The sequence below is a fragment of the Leclercia barmai genome (assembly GCF_049312895.1).
In the GTDB taxonomy this organism is placed as follows: Bacteria; Pseudomonadota; Gammaproteobacteria; order Enterobacterales; family Enterobacteriaceae; genus Enterobacter; species Enterobacter barmai.
The window spans coordinates 692,740-716,397 of record NZ_JBMNWZ010000002.1 but is presented as its reverse complement, the minus strand read 5'-3'; the positions used below and the strand labels follow the sequence as shown (position 1 = coordinate 716,397).

26 protein-coding genes are annotated in these 23,658 nt (G+C 57.3%); 20 read left to right on the top strand and 6 right to left on the bottom strand.

Annotated elements, in window-relative coordinates; translation table 11 throughout:
• Position 1: 1 nt before the first annotated feature.
• Positions 2–283 carry a YfcL family protein gene (locus ACOYA6_RS11705; RefSeq protein WP_039030941.1) on the top strand — a complete coding sequence of 94 codons (282 nt, stop codon included), beginning with the start codon at positions 2–4 and terminating at the stop codon, positions 281–283.
• Positions 284–353: 70 nt separating this feature from the next.
• Here the strand turns inward: ACOYA6_RS11705 and mnmC are convergent, their stop codons facing one another.
• A complete protein-coding gene (gene mnmC / locus ACOYA6_RS11700) occupies positions 354–2,354 on the bottom strand; it encodes a bifunctional tRNA (5-methylaminomethyl-2-thiouridine)(34)-methyltransferase MnmC2/FAD-dependent 5-carboxymethylaminomethyl-2-thiouridine(34) oxidoreductase MnmC1 (RefSeq protein ID WP_422654739.1) in 2,001 nt (666 codons plus the stop codon).
• A 158-nt stretch (positions 2,355–2,512) separates the two neighbouring features.
• Here mnmC and fabB point away from each other — a divergent pair, with 158 nt between their 5' ends.
• Entirely contained in the window at positions 2,513–3,730 is a 1,218-nt protein-coding gene (gene fabB / locus ACOYA6_RS11695; protein WP_039030943.1) for a beta-ketoacyl-ACP synthase I, read from the top strand.
• A gap of 48 nt (positions 3,731–3,778) precedes the next feature.
• On the opposite strand, the gene flk is transcribed toward fabB, so the two are convergent.
• Positions 3,779–4,783, bottom strand: a complete 1,005-nt coding sequence (gene flk / locus ACOYA6_RS11690; protein WP_138369845.1) for a flagella biosynthesis regulator Flk — start codon at positions 4,781–4,783, stop codon at positions 3,779–3,781.
• A gap of 114 nt (positions 4,784–4,897) precedes the next feature.
• On the opposite strand from flk, the gene pdxB reads away from it, so the two are divergent.
• From pdxB to hisP, 15 genes are all read left to right on the top strand, one after another.
• Positions 4,898–6,034, top strand: a complete 1,137-nt coding sequence (gene pdxB / locus ACOYA6_RS11685) for a 4-phosphoerythronate dehydrogenase PdxB (RefSeq protein WP_039030944.1) — start codon at positions 4,898–4,900, stop codon at positions 6,032–6,034.
• A 67-nt stretch (positions 6,035–6,101) separates the two neighbouring features.
• Positions 6,102–7,115, top strand: coding sequence for an aspartate-semialdehyde dehydrogenase (locus ACOYA6_RS11680; protein WP_422654738.1), 1,014 nt, complete (start codon positions 6,102–6,104; stop codon positions 7,113–7,115).
• Positions 7,115–7,927 carry a tRNA pseudouridine(38-40) synthase TruA gene (gene truA / locus ACOYA6_RS11675; RefSeq protein WP_138369848.1) on the top strand — a complete coding sequence of 271 codons (813 nt, stop codon included), beginning with the start codon at positions 7,115–7,117 and terminating at the stop codon, positions 7,925–7,927. The genes ACOYA6_RS11680 and truA overlap by 1 nt, the downstream gene beginning before the upstream one ends.
• Before the next feature lie 28 nt (positions 7,928–7,955).
• Positions 7,956–8,615 carry a DedA family protein gene (locus ACOYA6_RS11670; RefSeq protein WP_139563304.1) on the top strand — a complete coding sequence of 220 codons (660 nt, stop codon included), beginning with the start codon at positions 7,956–7,958 and terminating at the stop codon, positions 8,613–8,615.
• 142 nt (positions 8,616–8,757) lie between these two features.
• Positions 8,758–9,663, top strand: a complete 906-nt coding sequence (gene accD, locus ACOYA6_RS11665; RefSeq protein ID WP_039030948.1) for an acetyl-CoA carboxylase, carboxyltransferase subunit beta — start codon at positions 8,758–8,760, stop codon at positions 9,661–9,663.
• 68 nt (positions 9,664–9,731) lie between these two features.
• Positions 9,732–11,000, top strand: coding sequence for a bifunctional tetrahydrofolate synthase/dihydrofolate synthase (gene folC, locus ACOYA6_RS11660; protein ID WP_138369849.1), 1,269 nt, complete (start codon positions 9,732–9,734; stop codon positions 10,998–11,000).
• Positions 10,990–11,697, top strand: coding sequence for a cell division protein DedD (gene dedD / locus ACOYA6_RS11655; protein ID WP_138369850.1), 708 nt, complete (start codon positions 10,990–10,992; stop codon positions 11,695–11,697). The genes folC and dedD overlap by 11 nt, the downstream gene beginning before the upstream one ends.
• A 255-nt stretch (positions 11,698–11,952) precedes the next feature.
• Complete coding sequence (gene cvpA / locus ACOYA6_RS11650) at positions 11,953–12,441, top strand: colicin V production protein (RefSeq protein WP_039030950.1); 489 nt, start codon at positions 11,953–11,955, stop codon at positions 12,439–12,441.
• Between the two features lie 33 nt (positions 12,442–12,474).
• Positions 12,475–13,992 (top strand): amidophosphoribosyltransferase, encoded by a 1,518-nt coding sequence (gene purF, locus ACOYA6_RS11645; RefSeq protein WP_039030951.1) that lies wholly within the window; start codon positions 12,475–12,477, stop codon positions 13,990–13,992.
• 89 nt (positions 13,993–14,081) lie between these two features.
• Positions 14,082–14,651: a UbiX family flavin prenyltransferase gene (locus ACOYA6_RS11640; RefSeq protein ID WP_039030952.1), complete on the top strand. Its 570-nt coding sequence runs from the start codon at positions 14,082–14,084 to the stop codon at positions 14,649–14,651.
• A 297-nt stretch (positions 14,652–14,948) separates the two neighbouring features.
• Positions 14,949–15,731 (top strand): lysine/arginine/ornithine ABC transporter substrate-binding protein ArgT, encoded by a 783-nt coding sequence (gene argT, locus ACOYA6_RS11635; RefSeq protein WP_039030953.1) that lies wholly within the window; start codon positions 14,949–14,951, stop codon positions 15,729–15,731.
• A gap of 241 nt (positions 15,732–15,972) precedes the next feature.
• Positions 15,973–16,755, top strand: a complete 783-nt coding sequence (gene hisJ, locus ACOYA6_RS11630) for a histidine ABC transporter substrate-binding protein HisJ (RefSeq protein WP_032612831.1) — start codon at positions 15,973–15,975, stop codon at positions 16,753–16,755.
• Between the two features lie 83 nt (positions 16,756–16,838).
• On the top strand, positions 16,839–17,525 hold the full coding sequence (locus tag ACOYA6_RS11625) for a histidine ABC transporter permease HisQ (protein ID WP_039030955.1): 687 nt from the start codon (positions 16,839–16,841) through the stop codon (positions 17,523–17,525).
• Positions 17,522–18,238 (top strand): ABC transporter permease, encoded by a 717-nt coding sequence (locus ACOYA6_RS11620; protein ID WP_039030956.1) that lies wholly within the window; start codon positions 17,522–17,524, stop codon positions 18,236–18,238. Before ACOYA6_RS11625 ends, ACOYA6_RS11620 begins: the two co-directional genes overlap by 4 nt.
• 8 nt (positions 18,239–18,246) lie before the next feature.
• Positions 18,247–19,020 (top strand): histidine ABC transporter ATP-binding protein HisP, encoded by a 774-nt coding sequence (hisP, locus tag ACOYA6_RS11615; protein WP_139563302.1) that lies wholly within the window; start codon positions 18,247–18,249, stop codon positions 19,018–19,020.
• Positions 19,021–19,095: 75 nt separating this feature from the next.
• On the opposite strand, the gene ACOYA6_RS11610 is transcribed toward hisP, so the two are convergent.
• The 4 genes from ACOYA6_RS11610 to yfcG are packed head-to-tail and all read right to left on the bottom strand — an operon-like array spanning position 19,096 to position 21,619.
• Positions 19,096–19,605 carry a GNAT family N-acetyltransferase gene (locus tag ACOYA6_RS11610; protein ID WP_422654737.1) on the bottom strand — a complete coding sequence of 170 codons (510 nt, stop codon included), beginning with the start codon at positions 19,603–19,605 and terminating at the stop codon, positions 19,096–19,098.
• Positions 19,606–19,662: 57 nt separating this feature from the next.
• Positions 19,663–20,556: a TIGR01777 family oxidoreductase gene (locus ACOYA6_RS11605; protein ID WP_138369853.1), complete on the bottom strand. Its 894-nt coding sequence runs from the start codon at positions 20,554–20,556 to the stop codon at positions 19,663–19,665.
• Between the two features lie 19 nt (positions 20,557–20,575).
• The gene (folX, locus tag ACOYA6_RS11600; protein WP_039030960.1) at positions 20,576–20,938 is read right to left on the bottom strand and encodes a dihydroneopterin triphosphate 2'-epimerase; all 363 of its coding nucleotides are present in this window, start codon (positions 20,936–20,938) and stop codon (positions 20,576–20,578) included.
• Between the two features lie 51 nt (positions 20,939–20,989).
• Positions 20,990–21,619 (bottom strand): GSH-dependent disulfide bond oxidoreductase, encoded by a 630-nt coding sequence (yfcG, locus tag ACOYA6_RS11595; protein WP_039030961.1) that lies wholly within the window; start codon positions 21,617–21,619, stop codon positions 20,990–20,992.
• A gap of 144 nt (positions 21,620–21,763) precedes the next feature.
• Between yfcG and yfcF the strand changes: the two genes are divergently transcribed.
• The 3 genes from yfcF to yfcD are packed head-to-tail and all read left to right on the top strand — an operon-like array spanning position 21,764 to position 23,613.
• Positions 21,764–22,408, top strand: coding sequence for a glutathione transferase (gene yfcF, locus ACOYA6_RS11590; protein WP_039030962.1), 645 nt, complete (start codon positions 21,764–21,766; stop codon positions 22,406–22,408).
• A 55-nt stretch (positions 22,409–22,463) separates the two neighbouring features.
• Positions 22,464–23,015, top strand: coding sequence for a phosphodiesterase (yfcE, locus tag ACOYA6_RS11585; protein WP_422654736.1), 552 nt, complete (start codon positions 22,464–22,466; stop codon positions 23,013–23,015).
• Positions 23,016–23,070: 55 nt separating this feature from the next.
• Positions 23,071–23,613, top strand: a complete 543-nt coding sequence (gene yfcD / locus ACOYA6_RS11580) for an NUDIX hydrolase YfcD (protein ID WP_039030964.1) — start codon at positions 23,071–23,073, stop codon at positions 23,611–23,613.
• The last annotated feature ends 45 nt before the right edge of the window (positions 23,614–23,658 follow it).

The following is a 23,658-nucleotide window of genomic DNA, read 5'->3' as shown; positions in this document are numbered from 1 at the left end:
GATGATCGCAGAATTTGAATCACGCATTCTGGCATTAATTGATGACATGGTGGAGCACGCCAGTGACGATGAACTGTTTGCCAGCGGTTATCTGCGTGGTCACCTGACGCTCGCCGTCGCCGAACTGGAAGCCGGTGACGACCACTCTCCGGACGCGGTGCACGCTGAAGTGTCACGTAGCCTCGAAAAAGCCATTCTGGCGGGCGAACTCTCTCCGCGCGACCAGTCTCTGGTGCTGGGGATGTGGGATACGTTGTTTCAGAAAGCCAGCGTAAACGCGTAGGTGATATTCCGCACGAATTATTCCCTCTCCCCTATGGGGAGAGGGTCAGGGTGAGGGGCCCAGCCCGCACCTATTTGACCATTTTCCCCTTCAACAACTTCCTTACCCATAACCGGTTCGGATTGAGCGCCGCCAGCGTGTGGCTGTCCAGCGGGATCGGCTCGTTGCTCATCTGCGCAGCAAGCACTTCCGCCGTCAGCGGGGCCGTACAGAGTCCGCGTGAACCCAGCCCGCCAAGCACGAACAGATTACGAAACTCCGGGGCGCTGACCGCCTGCTCTTTGTTATTAGCGAGATCCTGATACGCCGCCAGGGTGGCGTCATAATCCGGCACCGCACCGGTCATCGGCAGGTGATCGCGGGTGGCACAGCGAATACCGTTTCGCGCCTCACCGGCGCTGACATCCACTTCACGCGTCCAGGCCGCCTGCGGCAAACAGTCGATCAGACGCTGGCGATTATTCTGCTGATCCTCTTCGCTGTACTGCGGTTCGGTCTGCCCGCGATGATAGCTTGCGCCGATGCAGTGCTGACCGTTAGCCGGGTTTTGCGGGGTCAGATACCCGTCGTAGCAGAGCACCTGACGCAGCTGGCTTAGCTGTTCAGCCGCCGGAATATGGCTCACCTGGCCGCCCACCGGGTAAACCGGCAGCTGGGCGGTCTGGCTGAACTGGCTGATGCCGTGTCCGTTCGCCAGCACCACGCTGCCATGCTGCGCCCGCTCACCGTCGGCAAACTCCAGCATCCACCGGGTGTCGGCCTGCTCCAGTGATTTCACCCGACGGCCATAGTGCACCTGCAGGCCGAGGGTTTGCGCCAGGGTCATCACCGCCGTTGTGAGCTGGGCCGGACACAGCCAGCCGCCGAGCGGATACTGGATCCCGCCGCAGCCGGTGGGCACGCCGATGCTTTTTTGCACCTGTCCGGCATCCACCGCCACCGCGATCTGCTCCGGCAGGCCCAGGGCCAGCATCTGGTCTATTTTTTTCTGGCTCTTCTCATCCCAGCCCAGCTGGGTGACGCCGCACCACGCATGATCGAAAGCTACCGGCAGGGCATCGTACAGACGGCGGGCGAAGGTGAACGCCGCCGGGAAAAACTGGCTCAGCGCGGCATCATGTGCGCTCAGCAATGGATAGAGCGCCCCCTGGCGATTGCCGGAGGCACCCGCCGCCGGGGCATCGTCGGCGCAGTAGAGCGTCACCTGCCAGCCACGGCGTAACAGCGCCAGCGACAGCAGGGCGCTGGCGATCCCGCCGCCCACAACGGCGGTTTCGCGTTCGTCGCAGGGCGTACGGGCAAACCACGGCGTACGGGCAGGGGAGGGGAGATCCTGCTCCATCACCCCGATCAGCATCTCGCGCTTGCGGCCAAAGCCTTTGGTTTTTTGCACCCTGAAGCCCGCCTCCTGCAGGCCGCGGCGGACAAATCCGGCGCAGGTAAAGGTGGCGAGCGTCCCGCCCGGCCGGATCAGACGAGCCATGGCAGCAAACAGCTGCGCGTTCCACATATCCGGATTTTTGGACGGGGCAAAGCCGTCGAGGAACCAGGCATCGACCTGCTGATTCAGGGAGTCATCCAGCCTGTCGGTGAGCTCATTGATATCACCGAGCCAGATATCGAGCGTGACGCGCCCGCCGTCCAGCAGCAGACGATGGCAGCCCGCGACGGGCAGCGGCCACTGGGCCTGGAGCTGTTCCGCCCAGGGCGCCAGTTCCGGCCAGTGCTGGTGCGCCAGACGCAGATCGTCGGTGGACAGCGGAAATTTCTCGAAACTGATGAAATGTAACCTTTGCAGCGTAGCGTCAGGGTGAGCCGCACGGAAGCGATCGAAGGCTTGCCAGAGGGTGAGAAAGTTCAGCCCGGTGCCAAATCCGCTCTCGGCCACCACAAACAGATCCCGGGGATGCAGCGGAAAACGGGAATTCAGCTGGTTTCCGTCGAGGAAAACATAACGCGTCTCTTCCAGTCCGTTATCATTAGAGAAGTAGACATCATCAAAATCTCGGGAAACAGGTGTACCCTCAGCGTTGAATTCGAGGTTGGCAGGTTGTATGGCGTTTTGTTTCACGTAAGTTACTCGTCTGACAGGCTGTGCCGCGATCTTAACGATGTGCGTCTGATGGTGCAAATTTCCGCAGAAATTGGCTGATCGGACTTGTTCGGCGTACAAGTGTACGCTATTGTGCGACTCGAAACTTAAAATAGTGCGACTTACAGAGGTATTGAATGAAACGTGCAGTGATTACTGGCTTGGGCATCGTTTCCAGCATCGGTAATAACCAGCAGGAAGTCCTGGCATCTCTGCGTGAAGGACGCTCCGGGATCACCTTCTCTGAAGAGTTTAAAGATTCCGGCATGCGTAGCCACGTTTGGGGTAATGTAAAACTGGACACCACGGGCATGATCGATCGCAAAGTGGTCCGTTTCATGAACGATGCCTCCATCTACGCCTATCTCTCCATGCAGGAAGCGATTGCTGACGCTGGCCTGAGTGAAGACGTTTACCAGAACAACCCACGTGTGGGTCTGATTGCCGGTTCCGGCGGCTCGTCTAAAGCCCAGGTATTCGGTGCTGACGCCATGCGTAGCCCACGCGGCCTGAAAGCGGTCGGTCCATACGTTGTGACCAAAGCCATGGGTTCAGCGGTTTCCGCGTGCCTGGCGACCCCGTTCAAAATCCACGGCGTAAACTACTCCATCAGCTCCGCCTGTGCGACATCTGCACACTGTATCGGTAACGCGGTTGAGCAGATCCAACTGGGTAAACAGGACATCGTATTTGCTGGCGGCGGTGAAGAGCTGGGCTGGGAAATGGCCTGTGAGTTCGACGCGATGGGCGCACTGTCCACCAAATACAACGAATGTCCGGAAAAAGCCTCCCGTACCTACGACGCAAACCGTGACGGTTTCGTAATCGCTGGCGGCGGCGGTATGGTTGTGGTTGAAGAGCTGGAGCACGCTCTGGCCCGTGGCGCACACATTTACGCTGAGATCGTAGGCTACGGCGCAACGTCCGATGGCGCAGACATGGTTGCACCATCAGGTGAAGGCGCTGTGCGCTGCATGAAGATGGCCATGCACGGCCTGGATACGCCAATCGACTACCTGAACTCCCACGGTACTTCTACTCCGGTAGGCGACGTGAAAGAGCTGGGTGCAATCCGCGAAGTGTTCGGCGACAACAGCCCGGCTATCTCTGCAACCAAAGCCATGACCGGTCACTCTCTGGGTGCGGCTGGCGTGCAGGAAGCTATCTACTCCCTGCTGATGCTGGAACACGGCTTCATCGCCCCAAGCATCAACGTTGAAGAGCTGGATGAGCAGGCTGCTGGCCTGAACATCGTTACCGCGACAACCGAGCGTGAACTGAATACCGTGATGTCTAACAGCTTCGGTTTCGGCGGCACCAACGCCACGCTGGTAATGCGTAAGCTGAAAGCGTAATGACTGCGCCGGATGTCAAAAGGGAGCCTGATGGCTCCCTTTTTTGTTTTAAATCACCAGCCAGATTAGCGCCATTGCCACCAGCAGGGCGACCAGCATCAGGCCAGGTCGGGCTGACAGGGATTTGAAGGTCTCGACCACCGGGGCAAACAGCGGGTTGTAGATCGGCTGGATATTACGTACTTCCAGCGTGCCACTCTCCCGCTCGCTGCGGCGGGTGAAGATCTCATTGAGCAGATCCTGAACCTGGGCGGTGGTCAGCACCGTCTGCGGCGTCGCCTGCCAGGTCTGCCGGGCATAATCCTGAATGTTGTCCCACTCCTGCGGTTCAAGCGGCTGTTTCAGCGCGGCCTGCAGGGTGTGCAGGGTTGGTGCGCTCTGGGTGCTCAGCGTCTGGCGCGCCTGCAGCCAGGTGGCAAGATGGGTAAACTGCCTGGCCGGTATCAACTCTCCCGCCTTTACTCCCGACAGCTCCAGCATCGACTGCCAGATCAGTTTGGTCGGCTCGCCCGTGGCGGCGGCAAGTTTGGTCACCATCTGCTTCAGCGTGTTGTGCTCCGCCGGCTGCAACGGGCGTTCCGTCGCCGGGCGCTGCTGCGGCTGCGGGATCGCAAGCTGGTTATTTTGCAGCAGCGTCAGTACCGTTTTGAGCTGCTCGGGCGTCAGCTGGTTCAGGGCCGTCTGGCCATACTGCTGGCGAATAAAATCGCTGGCCGCCTGACGGTTATTACCCAGATTCAGCAGCTCCGTCAGCTGGGAGACCATCTGCCGGGTGGTGTGATTTTGCTGGGCGGTATTCAGGCGCTGGTTGAGGTTTTGCTCTGCAGCAGGAAAGTGGCGCGACAGCATGGGCGCATCACTCTTCATTCCCAGATCGTGTTTGACTCCGGCCCACACTTCCGCATTCTGCTGCGACGTCAGGGCGATCAGCCGGGTGATCAGACGTTCCAGTACAGTGCGTTGCTGTGTGGAGAGGGGCTGTTCACCCGCGACGTGGGATGGACGCGGGCCATCACCCGGAGGTTGTGGCGGCGTACCTGAAATGGGCTGCATCGGCAAAAAATCCTTAAATTCGTTACTCATCGTTAACCAGGTTTACGTATATGCCTGGCGGCCAGATTATGGCACACTTGACCGGATAACTTCCTCTCAAACAGGTACTCAGACGTGAAAATCCTCGTTGATGAAAATATGCCTTACGCCCGCGAGCTCTTTAGCCGCCTGGGTGAGGTTAAGGCCGTTCCTGGACGCCCCATTCCGCTCGCCGAGCTGGATGATGCCGACGCCCTGATGGTGCGCTCGGTGACCAAAGTGAATGAGGCGCTGCTGTCTGGCAAAGGTGTGAAGTTTGTCGGCACGGCAACCGCGGGAACCGATCATGTGGATGACGCGTGGCTGAAGCAGGCCGGGATTGGCTTTTCCGCCGCGCCGGGCTGTAACGCTATTGCCGTCGTGGAGTATGTTTTCTCATCCCTGCTGATGCTGGCCGAGCGCGACGGCTTTACTCTCACCAGCCGGACCGTTGGCATTGTCGGCGTGGGTAACGTAGGCAGCCGACTGCAAAAACGCCTTGAGGCGTTAGGCATCCGCACGCTGCTGTGCGATCCGCCCCGCGCTGACCGTGGTGATGAAGGGGATTTCCGCAGCCTGGATGAGCTGGTGGCCGAGTGTGACGTGCTCACCTTCCATACGCCGCTGTTTAAGGACGGGCCGTATAAATCGCACCATCTGGCAGATGACGCGCTGATTAGCCGCCTGAAGCCGGGCACCATTCTGATTAATGCCTGCCGTGGTCCGGTGGTGGACAACGCGGCGCTGTTGCAGCGCCTGGAAGCCGGGCAGGATCTCAGCGTGGTGCTGGACGTGTGGGAGCCGGAGCCGGATCTCAACGTGGCCCTGCTGGATAAAGTGGATATCGGCACCGCGCACATTGCGGGCTACACCCTCGAAGGCAAAGCCCGCGGTACTACCCAGGTGTTCGAGGCGTACAGCACCTTTATTGGCAAATCCCAGCAGGTGGCCCTGGACACGCTGCTGCCAACCCCGGATTTTGGTCGCATCACCCTGCACGGCACGCTGGATCAGGGAACGCTGAAAAGGCTGGTGCATTTAGTGTATGATGTGCGCCGCGATGACGCGCTGCTGCGAAAAGTAGCGGGTACGCCGGGTGAATTTGACAAGCTGCGTAAGCATTACGTTGAGCGCCGCGAATGGTCTTCCCTGTATGTGATGTGTGATGACCCTGCTGCGGCATCGCTGCTGCATAAGCTGGGTTTCAACGCCGTTCATCACCCGGTTCGTTAATGTCTTCTTAATGCTCCCTGGCGGATACTCCGCCGGGGACGCTTTTTTATTTCTGGAGTAAACCACCATGTCTGAAGGCTGGAACATTGCCATACTGGGCGCAACGGGCGCCGTGGGCGAAGCCCTGCTCGAAACCCTTGCTGAGCGTCAGTTCCCGGTGGGCGACATCTATGCCCTGGCGCGTAACGAGAGCGCAGGCGAGCATCTGCGTTATGAGGGCAAATCGGTACGCGTTCAGGACGCGGCTGAGTTCGACTGGACCCAGGCGCAGCTGGCCTTTTTCGCGGCCGGGGCTGAAGCCTCCGCGGCCTATATTGAAGACGCCACCAACGCCGGCTGTCTGGTCATCGATTTAAGCGGCCTGTTTGCCCTTGAGCCGGACGTACCGCTGGTCGTGCCGGACGTCAATCCGTTCGTGCTGGCTGACTACCGCAACCGTAACATCATCGCCGTACCGGACAGCCTGACCAGCCAGCTGTTAACCGCTCTGAAGCCGCTGATCGACGAAGGCGGTTTATCCCGCATCACCGTCACCAGCCTGCTGTCGGTCTCCGCCCGCGGTAAAAAAGCGGTGGATGCCCTTGCCGGACAGAGCGCGAAGCTGCTGAACGGTATCCCGGTGGACGAAGATGACTTCTTTGGCCGTCAGCTGGCCTTCAACATGCTGCCACTCCTGCCGGATCGCGAAGGCAGCGTGCGCGAAGAGCGCCGTATCGTCGATGAAGTGCGTAAGATCCTGCAGGACGAAGGGCTGATGATCTCAGCCAACTGCGTACAGTCGCCGGTGTTCTACGGCCATGCCCAGATGGTGAGCTTCGAAGCCATGCGTCCGCTGGCGGCGGAAGAGGCGCGTGACGCCTTTGGCCGTGGCGAAGATATTGAGCTGTCCGAAGAGCGCGAGTTCCCGACCCAGGTGGGCGACGCAACGGGCAATGCCCGCCTCTCAGTTGGCTGCGTGCGCAACGATTACGGCATGCCGGAGCAGGTTCAGTTCTGGTCGGTTGCCGATAACGTGCGTTTCGGCGGCGCGCTGATGGCGGTGAAAATCGCTGAGAAACTGGTGCAGGAGTATCTGTACTGATGTCTGAAGTGGAACAAAAGCCGGTCCATAGAATTGCTCTCGGGATTGAGTACGATGGCAGTAAATACTATGGCTGGCAGCGTCAGAACGAGGTGCGCAGCGTCCAGGAGAAGCTGGAGAAGGCGCTCTCTCAGGTCGCGAATGAACCCATCAATGTCCTGTGTGCGGGGCGGACCGACGCCGGTGTGCACGGTACGGGGCAGGTGGTTCACTTTGAAACCACCGCGGTGCGTAAAGACGCGGCCTGGACGTTAGGGGTAAATGCGAATTTGCCTGGTGACATCGCGGTACGGTGGGTCAAAAATGTGCCGGATGATTTTCATGCGCGTTTCAGCGCCACCGCGCGCCGTTACCGCTACATCATCTATAACCAGCGTCTTCGTCCGGCAGTGTTGGGCCAGGGCGTCACCCATTTTTACGAACCGCTGGATGCCGATCGCATGCACCGTGCGGCGCAGGCGCTGATTGGCGAGAACGACTTCACCTCTTTTCGTGCCGTGCAGTGCCAGTCGCGTACCCCGTGGCGCAACGTGATGCACATTAACGTCAGCCGTCATGGCGCGTATGTGGTGGTGGATATCAAAGCGAACGCTTTTGTTCATCATATGGTCAGGAATATTACAGGCAGCCTGATGGAAGTAGGCGCCGGACACCAGCCGGAGAGCTGGATTGCAGAGTTGCTGGCAGCGAAGGACAGAACGCTGGCGGCAGCAACGGCGAAAGCGGAAGGGCTGTATCTGGTCTCGGTGGATTACCCGGATCGATTTGACCTTCCGAAACCGCCAATGGGCCCGCTGTTTTTAGCGGACTGATAGCCGTGGCAATTAAGGTTTAGACAATATGGATTTTATTCGCTTTCTGATTGATTTCATTCTGCATATTGATGTTCACCTGGCAGAGCTGGTCGCTGATTATGGCGTCTGGGTGTATGCCATTCTGTTCCTGATCCTGTTTTGTGAAACCGGTCTGGTGGTGACGCCGTTCTTACCGGGCGATTCGCTGCTGTTCGTGGCGGGGGCGCTGGCGTCGCTGGAAACCAACGATATCAACGTTCATCTGATGGTCGTGCTGATGCTTATCGCAGCGATCCTTGGCGATGCGGTGAACTACACTATAGGTCGGCTTTTTGGCGATCGGTTGTTCAGTAACCCGGATTCGAAGATTTTCCGTCGCAGCTATCTTGATAAAACCCATGCGTTTTATGAGAAACACGGCGGCAAAACGATTATTCTCGCCCGTTTTGTGCCCATCGTCAGAACCTTTGCCCCCTTTGTTGCGGGTATGGGCCACATGTCGTACCGTCAGTTTGCGCTCTATAACGTCACCGGTGCGCTGTTATGGGTGCTGAGCTTTACCTACGCGGGCTATTTCTTCGGCACCATTCCTATGATCCAGGAAAACCTTAAGCTGCTGATCGTAGGGATTATTGTGGTTTCGATTCTGCCAGGCGTCATCGAAGTGATTCGTCACCGACGCGCGGCGGCAAAACAAGCAAAATAAAAGCACGACTGCGGTTCGACCACTTTTTTATCCAAAGTTTCGGGCTGTTATGTTTTAATGTGCAACATTCATGGTCTGTCGGGGGCAAAAATGGCATTATGCGCCCCTTGCAGCAAACCTGGTTCAGGCAGAAAGGTTATCAATGAGCTGGATTGAACGAATTAAAAGCAATATCACCCCAACCCGCAAAGCGAGTATTCCTGAAGGGGTGTGGACCAAATGTGACAGCTGTGGCCAGGTTCTGTACCGCGCCGAGCTGGAGCGTAATCTGGAAGTTTGTCCGAAGTGCGATCACCACATGCGTATGTCGGCGCGTAATCGCCTGCATAGCCTGCTGGATGAAGGTTCTCTGGTTGAACTGGGCAGCGAGCTTGAGCCGAAAGATGTGCTGAAGTTCCGTGACTCCAAAAAATACAAAGACCGTCTGGCCTCTGCACAGAAAGAGACCGGCGAGAAAGACGCTCTGGTCGTGATGAAAGGCACTCTGCACGAGATGCCGGTTGTCGCAGCGGCGTTTGAGTTCTCCTTTATGGGCGGCTCAATGGGTTCTGTAGTGGGCGCGCGCTTCGTGCGTGCCGTTGAGCAGGCGCTGGAAGACAACTGTCCGCTGATCTGCTTCTCCGCGTCCGGTGGTGCACGTATGCAGGAAGCGCTGATGTCGCTGATGCAGATGGCAAAAACCTCCGCAGCGCTGGCGAAAATGCAGGAGCGCGGTCTGCCGTACATCTCCGTACTGACCGACCCAACCATGGGCGGCGTATCGGCAAGTTTCGCGATGCTGGGCGATCTGAACATCGCTGAACCGAAAGCGCTGATCGGCTTTGCCGGCCCGCGCGTAATCGAACAAACGGTACGTGAAAAGCTGCCGCCGGGCTTCCAGCGCAGTGAGTTCCTTATCGAGAAAGGCGCTATCGACATGATCGTCCGCCGTCCGGAAATGCGCCTGAAACTGGCCAGCGTTCTGGCGAAGCTGATGAATCTGCCGTCGCCGAGCCCGGATGAGCCGCGCGAAGGCGTGGTCGTACCGGATCAGGAACCCGAGGCCTGATAACTGAAAAGGGCAGGGCCAGTGGCGCTGCCCTTTTGCTTTCTAACCGTAACTGAAAAGCGCGCATCATGGAAAATATCACTCTTCCCCAAGCCACGTCGCCCCTGGCCGCGTGGCTTTCTTATCTGGAAAACCTGCACAGTAAAGCCATCGACATGGGACTTGAGCGCGTAAGCCAGGTAGCGGCGCGCCTTGACGTTCTGAAACCGGCTCCCTTTGTGTTCACCGTGGCGGGCACCAACGGCAAAGGCACCACCTGCCGCACCCTGGAAGCCATGCTGATGGCGGCAGGGTACAAAGTGGGGGTCTACAGCTCGCCGCATCTGGTGCGCTATACCGAGCGCGTGCGGGTGCAGAACACGGAGCTGGCGGAATCGGCGCACACCGCCGCTTTTGCCGAAATCGAAGCCGCGCGCGGCGAGATTTCCCTGACCTATTTTGAATATGGCACGCTGTCCGCGCTGTGGCTGTTTAAGCAGGCGCAGCTCGACGTGGTGATCCTCGAAGTCGGCCTGGGCGGGCGTCTGGATGCCACCAATATCGTCGACCCGGATGTGGCGGTGGTCACCAGCATCGCGCTGGATCATACCGACTGGCTGGGGCCCGATCGCGAAAGCATTGGCCGTGAAAAAGCCGGTATCTTCCGCCCAGGCAAACCGGCGATCGTCGGCGAACCCGATATGCCGCACACCATCGCCGATGTGGCGCAGGAGAAAGGGGCGCTGCTTAAGCGTCGCGATGTGGACTGGTGCTACAGCGTGACGGAAAGCAACTGGCGCTTTGAAGATGCCGTGGGCGCGCTGGAGAACCTGCCGCTGCCCCAGGTACCGCAGCCGAATGCCGCGACGGCGCTGGTCGCGCTGCGCGCCAGCGGTCTGGCGGTGAGCGAGCAGGCGATGCGTGACGGTATTCAGAATGCGATTCTGGCCGGGCGCTTCCAGATAGTCAGCGAATCACCACGTCTGATTCTGGATGTGGCGCATAATCCTCATGCCGCGGCGTATCTCGCGGGACGTCTCAAATCATTGCCAAAAACCGGGCGCGTGCTGGCGGTTATCGGTATGCTTCATGATAAAGATATTGGCGGCACGCTGGCCTGCATGGAGAGTGTTGTCGATAGCTGGTATTGTGCACCTCTGGAAGGCCCACGCGGGGCGACTGCCGAACAGCTGATGGAACATCTCGGCGAGGGCAAAAGCTTTGCAAGCGTGGAGCTGGCATGGCGTGCGGCAATGGCAGACGCCAGCCCAGAAGATACCGTGCTGGTGTGTGGTTCATTCCACACGGTGGCACATGTCATGGACGTAATGGATGCGGGGAGAACCGGTGGCAAGTAAGTTTCAGAACCGTTTAGCAGGCACCATTGTGCTGGTGGCGCTGGGGGTGATTATTCTCCCCGGGCTGCTTGATGGACAGAAAAAACATTACCAGGATGAGTTCGCGGCGATCCCGCTGGTGCCGAAACCCGGTGACCGGGATGAGCCGGATATGCTGCCGGCGGCGACGCAGGCTCTGCCAGCGCAGCCACCTGAAGGGGCCGCCGAAGAGGTGCGGGCGGGCGATGCCGCGGCCCCATCCTTAGATCCGTCGCGTCTGGCTACCGGGAATAATAACGAGCTGGACCCTGTTGCGGCACCGGTAGAGCAGTATGCGCCAAAACCGGTGCAAAAGCCGAAACCGGCTGAAAAGCCGCAGCCGAAACCGCAGCGCGATAACACCAGCCAGCAGCTGGCGGCGGCCACAGAAACCCCACCGGCCAAACCGGCCGCTGAAGAGAAGCCTGCTCCAACCGGCAAAGCCTATGTTGTGCAGCTTGGGGCGCTCAAAAATGCCGATAAGGTCAACGAGGTAGTGGCTAAGCTTCGTGGCGCCGGGTATCGCGTTTACACTTCACCTTCCACGCCGGTACAGGGTAAAATCACCCGTATTCTCGTGGGCCCGGATGCGTCGAGAGACAAGCTGAAGGGGTCGCTTGGAGAGCTAAATCAGCTCTCGGGTCTGAGCGGCGTAGTGATGAACTACAGCGTGAATTGATGTAAGTATTTTCCCCTCACCCTGACCCTCTCCCCGGAGGGGCGAGGGGATGAATTCCCACCTCTCCCTTGAGGGAGAGGGCCGGGGTGAGGGGGAGGCAGACGTCCGCAGAGGCGCAAACTGCCCACGGCGCTGAATATTTTTTCAGCGCTTTTTTTATTTACGCGCGGGAAGGAAATCCCTACGCAAACGTTTTCTTTTTCTGTTAGAATTCGCCCCGAACTGGATGACAGGGCGTTTGATCGTGGGACACATATGGTCTGGATTGATTACGCCATCATTGCGGTGATAGGTTTTTCCTGTCTGGTTAGCCTGATCCGTGGCTTTGTTCGTGAAGCGTTATCGCTGGTAACCTGGGGCTGTGCCTTCTTTGTTGCCAGTCATTACTACACTTACCTGTCTGTCTGGTTCACGGGCTTTGAAGATGAACTGGTTCGAAATGGGATTGCCATCGCGGTGCTGTTTATCGCGACGCTGATTGTCGGCGCCATTGTTAACTATGTGATTGGCCAGCTGGTTGAGAAAACCGGGTTGTCAGGAACGGACAGGGTGCTGGGGATCTGCTTCGGGGCATTGCGAGGCGCGCTGATTGTCGCCGCGATACTCTTCTTCCTTGATACCTTTACCGGGTTCTCAAAGAGTGAAGACTGGCAGAAATCGCAGCTTATCCCGCAGTTCAGCTTCATCATCAGATGGTTCTTTGACTATCTGCAAAGCTCGTCGAGTTTTTTGCCCAGGGCATAAACCCTGAGATGTGGCTTAACGAGGAAATGACGAATGTGCGGTATTGTCGGTATCGCCGGTTTCATGCCGGTAAACCAGTCTATTTATGACGCATTATCGGTGCTTCAGCACCGTGGGCAGGATGCTGCGGGTATCATCACCATTGATGCACACAACTGCTTCCGTTTACGTAAGGCCAACGGCCTGGTAAACGATGTGTTTGAAGCCCGCCATATGCAGCGTCTTCAGGGCAACATGGGTATTGGTCACGTTCGTTACCCGACTGCTGGCAGTTCCAGCGCCTCTGAAGCCCAGCCGTTCTACGTTAACTCGCCGTATGGCATCACGCTTGCCCACAACGGCAACCTGACCAACGCTCACGAGTTGCGTAAGAAGCTGTTTGAAGAGAAGCGTCGTCACATTAACACCACCTCTGATTCTGAAATCCTGCTCAACATCTTTGCCAGCGAGCTGGACAACTTCCGTCACTATCCGCTGGAAGCAGACAACATTTTTGCTGCTGTGGCTGCCACTAACCGTCTGATTCGCGGTGCCTATGCCTGCGTGGCGATGATTATCGGCCACGGTATGGTCGCCTTCCGCGACCCGAACGGCATCCGCCCGCTGGTGCTGGGCAAGCGCGATATTGGCGACGGCCGCACCGAGTATATGGTGGCGTCTGAAAGCGTGGCGCTGGATACGCTGGGCTTTGAGTTCCTGCGTGACGTCGCACCTGGCGAAGCGGTGTACATCACCGAAAAAGGCCAGCTGTTTACCCGTCAGTGTGCAGAGAACCCGGTCAGTAATCCGTGCCTGTTCGAATACGTCTACTTTGCCCGTCCGGACTCCTTCATCGACAAAATCTCCGTCTACAGCGCCCGCGTCAACATGGGCACCAAGCTCGGCGAGAAGATTGCCCGCGAGTGGGAAGACCTGGATATCGACGTTGTGATCCCAATTCCGGAAACCTCCTGCGATATCGCACTGGAGATGGCGCGTATTCTGGGTAAACCGTACCGTCAGGGCTTCGTGAAGAACCGCTACGTTGGCCGCACCTTTATCATGCCGGGCCAGCAGCTGCGCCGTAAATCGGTGCGCCGCAAGCTGAACGCCAACCGCGCTGAATTCCGCGACAAGAACGTGCTGCTGGTGGATGACTCTATCGTGCGTGGCACCACCTCTGAGCAGATTATCGAGATGGCCCGTGAAGCGGGTGCGAAGAAGGTCTATCTGGCCTCTGCAGCACCGGAAATTCGCTTCCCGAACGTCTACGGTATCGACATGCCGACCGCCAACGAGCTCATTGCCCACGGTCGTGAAGTGGACGAGATCCGCCAGATCATCGGTGCCGACGGCCTGATTTTCCAGGATCTGAACGATCTGATTGACGCGGTGCGTGCCGAGAATCCAGACATTCAGCAGTTTGAGTGCTCGGTGTTTAACGGTATCTACGTGACCAAAGACGTCGATCAGAAATACCTGGATTACCTCGATTCGCTGCGCAACGACGATGCGAAAGCCGTGCAGCTGGCGAACGATCTCGAAAGCTTAGAGATGCACAACGAAGGTTAATCGCGATAACAGGCGAGGGCGTCCGCCCTCGCTTGCAACTCCCGCCAAAATCCTGCACAGTCAGCCCTGTAACAGCAAGGGCGAACATCATGAAACGATTAATAGTAGGGATCTCAGGGGCCAGCGGCGCGATTTACGGTGTCCGTTTGCTGCAGGTATTGCGCGACGTCGCCGAGGTTGAAACCCATCTGGTGATGAGCCAGGCCGCGCGTCAGACCCTCTCTCTGGAAACCGATTATTCCCTGCGTGACGTTCAGGCGTTAGCCGACGTGATACACGATGCGCGCGATATCGCCGCCAGCATCTCCTCCGGATCGTTTAAGACCGCGGGTATGGTGATCCTGCCCTGTTCCATCAAAACCCTCTCGGGTATCGTCAACAGCTATACCGATACGCTGGTGACCCGCGCGGCCGACGTGGTGCTGAAAGAGCGCCGTCCGCTGGTGCTGTGCGTACGCGAAACCCCGCTTCATCTGGGCCACCTGCGTCTGATGACCCAGGCGGCGGAACTGGGCGCGGTGATTATGCCCCCGGTGCCGGCGTTTTATCACCGCCCGCAATCGCTTGATGACGTGATCAATCAAACCGTGAACCGGGTTATCGACCAGTTCGACATTGACCTTCCGGACGATCTCTTTACCCGCTGGCAGGGCGCCTGACGGGAAAGATGTCCTGTCCGGGTGCAGATCGGCGCAACGTGCCCTGTTTCAGGGCAATTCTGCAACAGCGATCATATCCTCAACATTTAATTCCTTTTTTCCCTTCCTGCCACTGCGGTTCGTTTGGCAGACCTGCTATCTTTCACCATTAAGGCAATCCTGCAACCTTTCGTTAACATATTTAACGCCGTAATTTTGCTATGAACGCAATGTGGCATAAGACCTGCAAGAGATCGCCTGCAACAACACACAACACAATCTATTACATAAGAAAATCACGACACTTGAGGGTAATGTATGAAGAAGACGGTTCTGGCTCTGTCTTTGCTGGTGGGATTAAGTGCAGCGGCAAGCAGCTTTGCGGCGCTCCCTCAGAACGTACGTATCGGTACAGACGCTACCTATGCGCCATTCTCATCGAAAGATGCGAAGGGGGATTTCGTCGGGTTTGATATCGACCTGGGAAATGAGATGTGCAAACGCATGTCCGTGAAATGCACCTGGGTGGGCAGCGACTTCGACGCGCTGATCCCCTCCCTGAAAGCCAAGAAGATTGACGCGATCATCTCCTCGCTCTCAATCACCGAGAAGCGTCAGCAGGAGATCGCCTTCTCTGAGAAGCTCTACGCTGCGGACTCACGTCTGATTGCCGCCAAAGGTTCCCCAATCCAGCCGACCATTGACTCGCTGAAAGGCAAGCACGTTGGCGTGCTGCAGGGCTCAACCCAGGAAGGTTTTGCCAATGCCAACTGGCGTGAGAAGGGCGTGGACGTGGTGGCATACCAGAACCAGGATCTGATCTATTCTGACCTGGCCGCAGGGCGTCTGGATGCCGCATTCCAGGATGAAGTTGCCGCCAGCGAAGGCTTCCTGAAACAGCCTGCGGGTAAAGAGTTTGCCTTTGCGGGTCCTTCCGTCAAAGACAAAAAATACTTCGGTGACGGCACCGGGATCGGTCTGCGTAAGGACGATGCTGAGCTGAAAGCGGCGTTTGATAAAGCCTTTACTGAACTGCGTAAAGACGGAACCTACGACAAACTGGCGAAGAAATACTTCGACTTCAACGTTTACGGCGATTAACCGAAACTGACGGGTGCGCACCATAATGGAACCCCGTTATGGTGCGACAATGGTCTTTGCGAACCATGATGGTGCAAATCGTGCGCCGCGTTGGTCACAAAGTGAATAGTTAAGCACTCGCGATGCACTTTTTCGCGCCTGCCGCGCATAATCTTTTGCCTTGCTGCGGCGATTAGTGGCACATTAAAGGCACCCCGTCGGCGTTAAAATCCCGTAAGAAGACAGTCTGTTGAGGATAGATATGAAAAAACTGGTTTTGTCACTTTCTCTGGCTCTGGCCTTTTCCAGCGCTACTGCGGCATTCGCAGCAATTCCGCAAAAAGTTCGTATTGGTACTGACCCGACTTATGCCCCCTTCGAATCGAAGAATGCGCAGGGTGAACTGGTAGGATTTGATATCGATTTGGCAAAAGAGCTGTGCAAACGTATCAAAACAGAGTGTACCTTCGTTGAAAACCCACTGGATGCGCTGATCCCTTCGCTGAAAGCGAAAAAAATCGACGCTATTATGTCTTCTCTCTCTATCACCGAAAAACGCCAGCAGGAGATTGCCTTTACCGACAAGCTCTATGCAGCAGACTCTCGTCTGGTGGTAGCGAAATCTTCTGATATCCAGCCGACACTGGAGTCACTGAAAGGTAAACGTGTGGGCGTGCTGCAGGGCACCACCCAGGAGACCTTTGGTAACGAGCACTGGGCACCGAAAGGGATTGAAATCGTCTCTTATCAGGGCCAGGAAAATATCTATGCTGACCTGACTGCGGGCCGTATCGACGCCGCCTTCCAGGATGAAGTCGCTGCCAGCGAAGGCTTCCTGAAACAGCCGGTTGGTAAAGATTACAAGTTCGGCGGTCCGTCCATTAAGGACGAGAAACTCTTCGGCGTAGGCACCGGCATGGGACTGCGCAAAGAAGATAACGAGCTGCGTGAAGCGCTGAACAAAGCCTTTGCTGAAATGCGCGCAGACGGTACTTACGAAAAACTGGCGAAGAAATACTTCGACTTTGATGTCTACGGTGGTTAATTACTCCACTCAATAACGTGCGGCCCCTCCCGCTCCGGGAGGGGAAAAGACACGGCTACACCACTCACGACAGGGCAGGCGGTATGCTGTACGGATTTTCTGGCGTAATTTTACAAGGCGCATTGGTCACCCTTGAACTGGCTCTCAGTTCGGTGGTGCTGGCAGTGTTAATAGGCCTTGCCGGCGCGGGCGCGAAGCTTTCAGCGAATCGGGCGTTGGCGCTGCTGTTTGAGGGTTATACCACCCTTATCCGCGGTGTTCCTGACCTGGTGCTGATGCTGCTCATTTTCTATGGACTGCAGATCGCCCTCAATGGCATCACCGATGCCATTGGTATGGCGCAGATTGATATCGATCCGATGGTGGCCGGTATCATCACCCTGGGCTTTATTTACGGGGCCTATTTCACCGAAACCTTCCGCGGGGCCTATCTCGCCGTGCCGAAAGGGCATATCGAAGCGGCCACGGCCTTTGGTTTTACCTCCTCACAGACGTTTCGCCGCATTATGTTTCCGGCCATGATGCGCTTTGCGCTGCCGGGCATCGGCAACAACTGGCAGGTTATCCTCAAAGCGACGGCGCTGGTCTCATTACTGGGACTGGAAGACGTGGTGAAAGCCACGCAGCTGGCAGGCAAAAGCACCTGGGAGCCGTTCTACTTCGCGATTGTCTGCGGGGTGATTTACCTGGTGTTTACCACCGTCTCCAACGGCGTGCTGCTGCTGCTCGAACGTCGCTATTCCGTGGGTGTGAAGAGGGCTGACCTGTGATCGAAATTATTCAGGAATACTGGAAATCCCTGCTGTGGACCGACGGATACCGCTTTACCGGCGTGGCGATCACCCTCTGGCTGCTGATTTCTTCTGTGGTGATGGGCGGGATTCTGGCGATCTTCCTCGCCATTGGCCGCGTGTCGAACAATAAATACATTCGCTTCCCCATCTGGCTGTTTACCTATGTGTTCCGCGGTACGCCGCTGTACGTGCAGCTGCTGGTGTTCTACTCCGGGATGTACACGCTGGAGATCGTGAAAGGCACTGAGATGCTGAACGCGTTCTTCCGCAGCGGGCTGAACTGTACCGTGCTGGCGTTAACGCTCAATACCTGCGCCTACACCACCGAGATTTTCGCCGGTGCGATCCGCTCTGTGCCCTACGGTGAAATTGAAGCCGCAAGGGCGTATGGCTTCTCTTCCGTGAAGCTCTACCGCTGCATTATTCTGCCGTCGGCGCTGCGTATTGCGCTGCCTGCCTACAGCAACGAAGTGATTCTGATGCTGCACTCCACCGCGCTGGCCTTTACCGCCACCGTGCCGGATCTGCTGAAGATTGCCCGCGACATTAACTCGGCGACCTATCAGCCGTTTACCGCCTTCGGGATCGCGGCAGTGCTCTATTTAATTATTTCTTACGTTCTGATTAGCCTGTTCCGCAAAGCGGAAAAACGCTGGTTGCAGCACATAAAACCTTCTTCGACGCACTGAGAATTAAGATGGCTGAGAACAAATTAAACGTTATCGATTTGCACAAACGCTACGGCGAACATGAAGTGCTGAAAGGGGTGTCGCTGCAGGCAAATGCGGGCGATGTGATCAGTATTATCGGCTCCTCAGGCTCGGGTAAAAGTACCTTCCTGCGCTGCATTAACTTCCTCGAAAAACCAAGTGCCGGCTCGATTGTGGTCAGCGGTGAGAACATCAATCTGGTGCAGGACAAAGACGGCCAGCTGAAGGTGGCGGATAAGCACCAGCTGCGGATGTTGCGTACCCGACTGACGATGGTATTTCAGCATTTCAACCTCTGGAGCCACATGACGGTGCTGGAGAACGTGATGGAAGCCCCGGTGCAGGTGCTGGGGTTAAGCAAGCAGGAAGCCCGTGCCCGCGCGGAGAAATACCTGGCGAAAGTGGGTATCGACGAGCGCCAGCAGATGAAATACCCGGTGCATCTCTCCGGCGGTCAGCAGCAGCGTGTCTCTATCGCCCGTGCGCTGGCGATGGAGCCGGAAGTGCTGCTGTTTGACGAACCGACCTCTGCGCTCGATCCCGAGCTGGTGGGTGAAGTGCTGCGCATTATGCAGCAGCTCGCCGAAGAGGGGAAAACCATGGTGGTGGTGACGCACGAGATGGGCTTCGCCCGTAACGTCTCCAATCATGTTATTTTCCTGCATCAGGGCAAGATCGAAGAGCAGGGGCATCCGGATGAGGTGTTAGGTAATCCGAAGAGCCCACGCTTGCAGCAGTTCCTGAAAGGGTCGTTGAAGTAGTTTGTTGCCCGGTGGCGCTACGTTTACCGGGCCTACGGTTTTGGTAGGCCGGGCAAACGCAGTGCCGCCCGGCACTCAGGCCGCACCACTCTCCAGCCGGTACACCCAGTCGTCATAGCGCACGCCATTGATCTCATACGCCTGCTCCAGCACCTGGGTACGTACAAATCCCGCTTTCTCTAATACCCGCACCGAACCGCCATTATCCGCCAGCACATAAGCGTTCACCGCCTTTACGCCCAGCTGGATAAACGCGTATTCACACACGGCGCGCAGCGCTTCGCTGGCAATCCCCCGGCCCTGTGCGGCCGGGACCACGGTATAACCAATATCCGCCTCTTCGCGGTAGCGGGAGCTGATTTGCAGCCCAATATCCCCCAGCGGGGTAGCGTCATCGTGCGCGCGGATCACAAAGGTGTGCGGGGTGGTAAGTCGGGCGGCAAACTGGCGTCGGGTCTCGGTTTCCGGGGCGATAGCGGCCATATAACGCATGATCTCGGGCGCTTCTCGCAGCCTGCGGAAAAAGGGCCAGTCAGAGGGCTCAAAAGGGGAGAGCGTCAGCCTGGGAGTGGTGATTGTTGCCATCAAAGCGCCTTAAATGGGGATCGGGCATAACAACGTAACACAGCTGACCGGGCAGATTTAACCTACCACATCTCCCAGGGCTTCTTCTAAGTCGTACCACCTGAAGGCGAACCCGGAGGCTTCCAGCCGCTTCGGCAGCGCGCGCTGGCCGCCGAGCACCAGCACTGACGATTCGCCCATCAGCAGGCGGATAGCCGTTGCCGGGGCACGCACCACCGCCGGGCGATGCACCGCATGGCCCAGCGCGTGGGAAAACTGCTCATTACGCACCGGGTAGGGGGAAACCATATTGAACGGGCCGCGCAGATCGTTATCCAGCAGCCAGAGAATGCCGTTGACCATATCGTCGATGTGGATCCAGGCAAGGTATTGACGACCCGTGCCGACAGGGCCGCCAAGGCCCAGCTTAAACACCGGCAGCATCTTCGCCAGAATACCGCCTTTCGGGGCCAGCACCACGCCGGTGCGCAGCAGGCAAACGCGGGTCCGATCGCTCTGCGCGCCGCAGGCAATCTGCTCCCAGCGGGCGCACAGTTTATGGGTAAATTCATTGTGCGGCGGCTCCTCTTCGGTTACCACCACCTCGCCTAAATCACCGTAATACCCCGCTGCCGAACCGGAGATAAACACCGACGGCGGCGTGTCGCTGGCTTTAACCATATCCACCAGTCGCTGGGTGATGTTCCAGCGACTGTTGCACAGACGCTGTTTTTGCTCTTCCGTCCAGCGTTTGTCGGCGATGGGTTCGCCCGCCAGATTGATGACGGCATCAAAGCCGTTAAGATCCTGGTGTTCCGTCAGCCCTTTCCAGATATCGATGCCGGAGCCAAGTAGCTGACGCGCCTTCTCGGGACTGCGCGTCACAACCGTTAACTCATGGCCCAACACCTGCAATCGTGGGATAAGATGCCGGCCAATCAGGCCGGTGCCGCCGGTTACCAGGATCTTCATACAACCTCCAGGGTTGCGCTTAGCGTTGCCAGCTTAACGTCATCGAGACGGAGTCGGCGTAACGCAGCGCGTGAAGTTTATCGATCTCGACTTCAGCATAGGTGACCCAGTGATGTTCGCGTGCGATATCCAGCACATCCTGAGTTAATTTTTCCAGTAAAGAGAAGCGGTTATTCTCGACATGTTGAATGATGCTTTTGGTGACGGTGCGGTAGTTCAGAGCGTCATTGATATCCTCACTGTCCCGGGCCTTGTCGGCTGGGTAGTGGATCACCACATTAACGACGATATCCTGACGGTTAGCGCGCTCCTCTTCTTTGATACCGATATAGGTGCGCAGGCGTAAATTTTTAATACGAATAATCGCGTCTTGCTGGGACATTGCAGGCTTCCTCCGTGTCATTATCGCCACCATAATACATGAGGAAACCGTTTATATCTGCTGCACTTTTTGCATCGCGCGCTCGGTTGCCGGACGGGTACGAATGCGCTCAAACCAGTTGTTTACCGCCGGCCATGAGGCCAGGTCGACGCGATGGTTTTCATGGGTGTTGATCCACGGCCAGCAGGCGATATCCGCAATGCTGTAGTGATCGCCTCCCAGCCACGGCGATTTTTCCAGGCGCTTATTCAGCACGTTATAAAGCCGCTGCGTTTCCACCTGGAATCGTTCGATGGCATAGGGAATGGGCTGCGGCGCATAGTGGTTAAAGTGGTAGTTCTGCCCGATCATCGGCCCCAGGCCAGCAACCTGCCAGAAAAGCCACTGTAGCGTGACGTGGCGTTCGCGTAATTCTCCGCTCAGCAGCTTGCCGGTTTTTTCCGCCAGATAAAGCAAAATTTCACCGGACTCAAACAGGCTCAGCGGCGCACCGCCATCCTCCGGATCATGGTCGATGACGGCCGGAATTTTATTGTTGGGCGAAATGGCGAGAAATTCGGGGCGAAACTGTTCGCCTTTGCTGATATCCACCGGCACGATGCGGTAGTCCAGCTGGGCCTCTTCCAGAAAAAGGGTGATCTTATGCCCGTTGGGAGTAGGGGCGTAATAAAGGTCAATCATCGCAACTCCTGTCATAACGCTTTTTTCTGTACAGGATTGAGTATAGGTGGTGATGATAAATCGTGAGTTTTCGTCAGGTGACAGCCGGGGCAGGAGGTTATATTTTGGATATAAACCCATCATCCAAAGCCTTATGAGGACGTTATGAGCCAACCTGCGATTACCCTGTGGTCAGATGCCGATTATTTCTCTCCTTATGTCATGAGCGTGTACGTCGCGCTGGCCGAAAAGGGATTGCCCTTTGCCCTCAAGACCGTGGATCTCAGCCGGGGTGAGAACCGACAGCCGCAGTGGCGGGGCTATGCGCTGACCCGTCGCGTGCCGGTGCTGGAGGTGGACGGGTTTGAACTGAGCGAATCTTCAGCCATTACCGAATATCTGGAAGAGCGTTTTGCGCCGCCGGAGTGGGAACGGATTTATCCGCTCGATCTGCAAAAACGCGCCCGCGCGCGGCAGATCCAGGCGTGGCTGCGCAGCGATCTGATGCCCATCCGGGAAGAGCGCTCCACCGACGTAGTCTTTGCCGGGGTGAAAAAACCGGCCCTGAGCGACACCGCCCGGCGGACAGCCAGTCAGCTGTTCGATACCGCCACCTCGCTGCTGGCCCACGGTAATCAGAATTTATTCGGGGAGTGGTGCATTGCGGACGCCGATCTGGCGCTGATGCTCAACCGCCTGGTGCTCAACGGCGACGACGTGCCGCAACGGCTGGCGGACTACGCGAGCTTCCAGTGGCAGCGCGCCTCCGTGCAGCGTTATGTGGCGCTTTCGGCGAAGCGGGCAGGCTGATAAGGGCCGCTGATTCGGGTATGATGGGGTGGCTTTTCACGATAAGGAGTCACTGATGAAGCTGATGTTTGCATCGGACATCCACGGTTCGCTACCGGCGACCGAAAAGGTGCTTTCGCTGTTTAACCAGAGCGGGGCGCAATGGCTGGTGATCCTCGGCGATGTGCTGAATCACGGCCCACGCAACCCGCTGCCCGAAGGCTATGCCCCTGCGGAGGTGGCAGAGCGGCTTAATGCGTATGCATCGCGGATTATCGCCGTGCGGGGCAACTGCGACAGCGAAGTTGACCAGATGCTGTTGCACTTCCCCATTACCGCCCCGTGGCAGCAGATCCTGCTGCCACGCTGCCGCCTGTTTGTTACCCACGGCCATCTTTTTGGCCCGGATAATCTGCCCGCGCTGAATGCTGGCGATGTCCTGGTTTACGGCCATACTCATATTCCGGTAGCCGCAAACAAGAGCGACATTATTCATTTCAACCCTGGCTCCGTCAGCCTGCCGAAGGGCGGTTTTTCTCCCAGCTATGGGATGCTGGAAGAGGACCATTTGTGCGTTATGACGCTGAATGACAGCCAGGTTATTGCAGAGTCCAGGATTAATCCGTAACTTACTCCTCAACAGTAAACGCGCCGTGAGAGCGCTTTAAAGAGAAGGTTTCCCGATGGTGGAGCAGAGTCATTTGGCAAGTACTGAGTGGGTAGATATAGTCAGCGAAGACAATGAAGTCATCGCTCAGGCGAGCCGCGAGCAGATGCGGGCGCAGCGCCTGCGTCACCGCGCGACCTATATCGTGGTGCATGATGGTATGGGCAAAATTCTGGTGCAGCGCCGTACCGAAACGAAAGACTTCATGCCCGGTATGCTCGACGCAACGGCCGGCGGTGTGGTCCAGGCCGATGAGGTGTTACTTGATTCCGCCCGCCGTGAAGCGGAAGAGGAGCTGGGGATTGCCGGCGTGCCCTTTGCCGAGCATGGTCAGTTCTACTTTGAAGACAGCCACTGCCGCGTCTGGGGAGGCCTGTTCAGCTGCGTTTCCCACGGCCCGTTTGCGTTGCAGGAAGAAGAGGTCAGTGAAGTCTGCTGGATGACGCCGGCGGAGATCACCGCTCGCTGCGATGACTTCACGCCGGATTCGTTAAAAGCCCTGGCGCTGTGGATGAGCCGCAATGCCAGCAACGAACCGGCTAAGCACGAAGAAGCGTAATAGCGTGATAATAAAAAAGGCGACCGCGAGGTCGCCTTTTTACGT